This is a genomic window from Variovorax sp. P4_D9 (assembly GCF_056401695.1).
Window position 1 is genome coordinate 1 of sequence record NZ_JBFUIU010000661.1, and the last position, 4,954, is coordinate 4,954.

The 4,954-nt window shown below is 64.0% G+C and carries 5 protein-coding genes and 1 pseudogene; all 6 read left to right on the top strand.

The features are described 5' to 3' along the window. Positions 1 to 364: 3-keto-5-aminohexanoate cleavage protein (locus AC1DY5_RS41935; protein WP_478120337.1), on the top strand; the 364-nt coding region annotated here is incomplete at its 5' end. Continuing rightward, positions 267 to 692 (top strand): annotated as a pseudogene (locus AC1DY5_RS41940) (3-keto-5-aminohexanoate cleavage protein); the annotation flags it as partial. The gene AC1DY5_RS41935 and the pseudogene AC1DY5_RS41940, both read left to right, overlap by 98 nt. Positions 693 to 707: 15 nt before the next feature. After that, positions 708 to 1,544 (top strand): SDR family NAD(P)-dependent oxidoreductase, encoded by an 837-nt coding sequence (locus tag AC1DY5_RS41945; RefSeq protein ID WP_478120338.1) that lies wholly within the window; start codon positions 708 to 710, stop codon positions 1,542 to 1,544. Positions 1,545 to 1,582: 38 nt separating this feature from the next. Then, positions 1,583 to 2,026 carry an aconitase X swivel domain-containing protein gene (locus tag AC1DY5_RS41950; RefSeq protein ID WP_478120339.1) on the top strand — a complete coding sequence of 148 codons (444 nt, stop codon included), beginning with the start codon at positions 1,583 to 1,585 and terminating at the stop codon, positions 2,024 to 2,026. 39 nt (positions 2,027 to 2,065) lie between these two features. After that, entirely contained in the window at positions 2,066 to 3,409 is a 1,344-nt protein-coding gene (locus AC1DY5_RS41955; protein ID WP_478120340.1) for an aconitase X, read from the top strand. A gap of 13 nt (positions 3,410 to 3,422) precedes the next feature. Then, a partial coding sequence (locus AC1DY5_RS41960) for a 3-(methylthio)propionyl-CoA ligase (protein ID WP_478120341.1) occupies positions 3,423 to 4,954 on the top strand: 1,532 nt, incomplete at its 3' end.

Consider the following 4,954-nt stretch of genomic DNA (forward strand, 5'->3'; position numbering starts at 1 on the left):
CTACACCGGCCCCCTGACCATGAACTGGGCGGCGATCGGCGGCGGCATGGACGGTCCGAACCCCTACAACCTGATGGAGTTCATCCGCCGAGTCCCTGATGGCGCAGTCCTGACCATCGAAAGCATCATGCGCAGCGTGCTGCCCTTGAATGCAATGGCGATCGCCATGGGCCTGCACGTGCGCGTGGGCATCGAAGACAACCTCTGGGGCCGCAAGGGCGAACGCATGACCTCGGTGAAGCAGGTCGAGCAGATGGTGCGCCTTCTACACCGGCCCCCTGACCATGAACTGGGCGGCGATCGGCGGCGGCATGGACGGTCCGAACCCCTACAACCTGATGGAGTTCATCCGCCGAGTCCCTGATGGCGCAGTCCTGACCATCGAAAGCATCATGCGCAGCGTGCTGCCCTTGAATGCAATGGCGATCGCCATGGGCCTGCACGTGCGCGTGGGCATCGAAGACAACCTCTGGGGCCGCAAGGGCGAACGCATGACCTCGGTGAAGCAGGTCGAGCAGATGGTGCGCCTTTCGCGCGAATTGCATCGCGAGGTGGCCACCGGCAAGCAAGCCAAGGAAATCCACAAGATCGGCGAGCACTACAAGAGCGTCGACGAAACCCTGGCAAAGATTGGCTACGCGCCGAACCGTCAGTCCGGCGAACGCGGTGCTCCGCTTCGCCGCGTGGCCTGAGACAGGGAGCACATCATGGTGAAATCCACAAGATCTCTCGAAGGGCGCGTCGCGCTCATCACGGGCGCAGGCCCGGGCCTCGGCCGCGCCTTGGCGCGCTCCCTGGCTGAAGCCGGCGCCAATCTCGTCGTCTGCGACGTCAATGAAGCGAGTCTGGAGCAGGCGCGCGCCGCGGTCGAAGAGGCCGGCTCGGAATGCCTGACCGTGCGTTGCGACGTCTCGGACAGCGCTGCGGTGCAGCGCATGTTCGCCCAGGCGGCCGAACGCTTTGGCACTGTGCACATCCTGGTGAACAACGCGGCGCTGACGCCCAACCGGCAGGTCGACGACGTGCGGCGCAATCGCCACTACACCTACCTCACGACGCCCGTGCCGCGGCAGTCGCTGGAGTTCACCAGCAACATCACCGATGAGGAATGGCACCGCTGGTGGGACGTCAATGTGCACGGCCTCTTCTACTGCACGCGCGAAGCGCTCAAGCTGATGCAGCCGCAGAAGTACGGACGCATCATCAACGTCGCATCGCTGTCCGGCATGTCGGGCCTGTCCGCCCACAGCCCCCACTACAGCGCGACGAAGGGGGCGGTGATTGCCTTCACCAAGGCAGTCGCCGCGGACGTCGCCGGCAGCAACATCTACGTGAATGTGATGGCACCGGGCCTTGTCCACACGCAGGAGATCGAAGCGGTCCTGCAGACGATGGGCGAGGAAGGCCGCAATCGCCTCTTGCAGCTCGTGCCCTCCGGACGGATGGGCACCCCCGAAGAGTACGCCGCCACGGTCGTGCACCTGGCGGGCGAGCACTACCTCGTCGGACAGGTCATCTCGCCCAACGGCGGCATGTTGATCTGAGTACGCAACAGAACATAGAGACAAACATGGAGACAAACATGGAACACGTGAAAGTAATGAAGGGCATTGCCCGCTCCAAGGGGCGGGCCAGCGGTGAGGCTCTCGTCAGTGAAATGCGATTCGGSTGGGGCTACAACACGGTCRCCAAYGAYRSCGGAATCATCGGTGCGTACGARAACCCGCTGAACGGYCAGTGCGTGAAGGGCAAGATCGTGGTGTACCCGACCGTGTCCGGCACGACGCTGGGCTCGGTGGGCCTGTACTACAAGTGCCAGGTGTCCAAGGTCGGCCCGACCGGCATCATCTGCCGCAACGTGCACGACATCGACATCGCGGGCGCCATCGCCGGTGAGATCCCCGCGGTGGACTGCCTCGACGGCGATCCCCTCCAGGAGATCCGCACAGGCGACTGGGTGGAGATCCGCGCCGACGAAGTCGGCAAGGAAGCCACCGTCACGATCACGCGCAAAGCATCGGCCTGATGCCTTGTCCAACCCCCATTTGAATTGCACGAGGAATATATGAAGCTCGATCGAAACCAGCAGGAAATGCTGGATGGAAAGTTTGGCGAGGCACGGCGCTTCGCGCTGGAAAAGCTGGTGGACTTTGGCAAGGCTGTCGGCGCCGAGGAGATGGTGCCGCTGTCCTTCGTCCTGAACGTCTGYCCSATAGARATGAAGGACCGGTCGCATCCCGACCTCKCGACCTTCGACWTGGGYCACAGCCCGCTGTACGACAAATTCATCGAGATCAAGGATGCCCGCGTCGCCGACGAGAGCAAGACGATCTGCCTGAACGACCCGTATCTCGTCCAGATCGACAAGTACGAGGAASMMGGCTACCCGTGGAATTTCTCRTGGGGCGACGGCAGCTACAAGCTKCCCAAGGAYATSTACGACGGCTATGTGCGCGGCCATGACGCGCTGAAGRAGCACGGCTGGATCATGTCGCAGTCGTGCAACGCGCACCTCACCACCCGCACGCCGAGRTACGGCGAGTTCTGCGCCTCCTCCGAGTCCAGCGTCGCCGCCTATCTGAACACCTTCGTCGGCGCGCGCAGCAACCGCGAGAGCACGGTCAACACCGTSTATGCCGGCTATACCGGCTACCTGCCCAARTACGGCATGCTGCTCGATGAAAACCGGCKYGCGAAGGTGRTCGTCGAGSTGACCGACGAGGTCAAGGARAAGATGAMYGAYCCGGCGGACTGGGCGGCCCTGGGCGCCGTCATYGCCGAAAARKGCGGCAACCGCATCCCGGCCGTCGTCAACATGCCGCCGCTCTTGAGCCCGACGGCCGGCAAGTGCCTGTCGGGTTGCGTCTCCGCGGGAATGAACGACCCGATGCTGCACATCATCGGATCGGCCCTGCCCGAGTCGCGCACGCTGGAAACCGCGTTCGGTGGTGCGGTTCCCGCGAACGTCGAGAAGCACATCGTGACACTGGACGACGTGCGGGAGTACTACCGCAAGCTCGACTCGGCCAAGAGCGACAAGGTGGACATCGTCGTCTTCGGCTGCCCGCACTTGACGTACCACGAGATTCGCCAGATCGCCGGCCTGATCAAGGGCCGCAAGGTGAGCCCGAACGTGCACATGTGGGTGCAGACCGACACGCCCTCGTACCACATGGCAAAGGACAACGGCGAGGCCAAGCTCATCGAGGACGCCGGCGGAAAGATCTATCACTCCACGTGCATGGGCATGAACCCGGTGCGCACCTGGAGTCACGACCTCAACATCGCGACGAACAGCTTCAAGTACGTCAAGCTCGGCGGCGGCTTCGGACAGGGCTGGCACTTCGGTGCGGTTCCCGATCTCATCGACGCGGCCGTGACCGGCCGGTTCGTCTCCACCCGCTGGTAAGAGGACAGACACCATGAACGCAAACATGATGCAGCAGCCGCTGCTGATCTCGACGCTCCTCAATCATGCGGAGCGCCACCATGGCGACCAGGAAATCGTCTCGCGCCGCGTCGAAGGCGACCTGCATCGCCAGACCTACGGCGACCTCGCCCAGCGAGCGCGCCGCATGGCCAACGCGCTGGCCGCGAATGGCATCCACTTCGGCGATCGCGTCGCGACGCTCGCATGGAACGGCTACCGCCACATGGAGCTGTACTACGCGGTGTCGGGTTCCGGCGCCGTGCTGCACACGCTCAATCCTCGGTTGCATCCGGACCAGGTCGTGTGGATCGCCGACCATGCCGAAGACCAGGTGCTGTTCTTCGATCTGACCTTCCTGCCGCTGGTCGAGGCGATCGCCTCGCGCGTGAAAACCATCAAGACATTCGTTGCCATGACCAGCCGGGACTTCATGCCGGTGGCGTCGACGATCCCGAACCTGCTCTGCTACGAGGACCTGATCGACGCGCAYTCCCCGGAATTCACGTGGCCGGTGTTCGACGAAAACACGGCYTCGTCGCTGTGCTACACGTCGGGCACCACCGGCAAYCCCAAGGGCGCGCTGTACAGCCACCGATCCACGGTGTTGCACACCTAYGCSASCGCAYTGCCRGAYTCGYTCGACTGCTCKTCGCGCGACACGATCCTGCCGGTCGTGCCGATGTTCCACGTCAAYGCCTGGGGCCTGCCCTATGTGGCTTGCATGGTGGGCGCCAAGCTCGTGTTCCCCGGCCCATGGATGGATGGCAAGTCGCTGCACGAGCTGTTCGAGACCGAAGGCGTGACCATGTCGGCAGGCGTGCCGACCGTCTGGCAGGGTTTGCTGACCCATGTCGAAGACAACGACCTGAAGTTCAGCACCATGAAGCGCACCGTGATCGGCGGCTCGACCTGCCCGCCGGCCATGTTGGACGCCTTCGAGGACAAGTACGGCGTCCAGGTGATCCACGCCTGGGGCATGACCGAGCTGAGCCCAATGGGCGCGCTGGGCAAGCTCAAGGGCAAGCATGCGAGCCTGGACGCGGCGCAGCGCCGGGCGCTGCAGGCGAAGCAGGGGCGCTCGCTGTACGGCATCGACATGAAGATTGTCGATGAGCACGGCGGCGAACTCCCGCGCGACGGCCAGACTTCGGGCGAGCTGATGGTGCGCGGTCCCTGGGTCATTGCCGCCTACTTCAAGGGCGAGGGTGGTGATCCGCTCGTCGACGGCTGGTTCCCGACCGGCGACGTCGCGACGATCGATGCCGACGGGTTCATGCAGATCACCGACCGCAGCAAGGATGTCATCAAGTCCGGCGGCGAGTGGATCGGATCGATCGACCTCGAAAACATCGCGATGGCCCACCCGGCGGTGGCGATGGCCGCGTGCATCGGTGTCGCGCACCCGAAGTGGGACGAGCGCCCGCTGCTGGTCGTGGCCAGGAAGCCGGGCGCCGAGGTGACGCGCGAGGAGCTTCTCGACTTCTACAACGGCAGGATCGCCAAGTGGTGGACACCGGACGACGT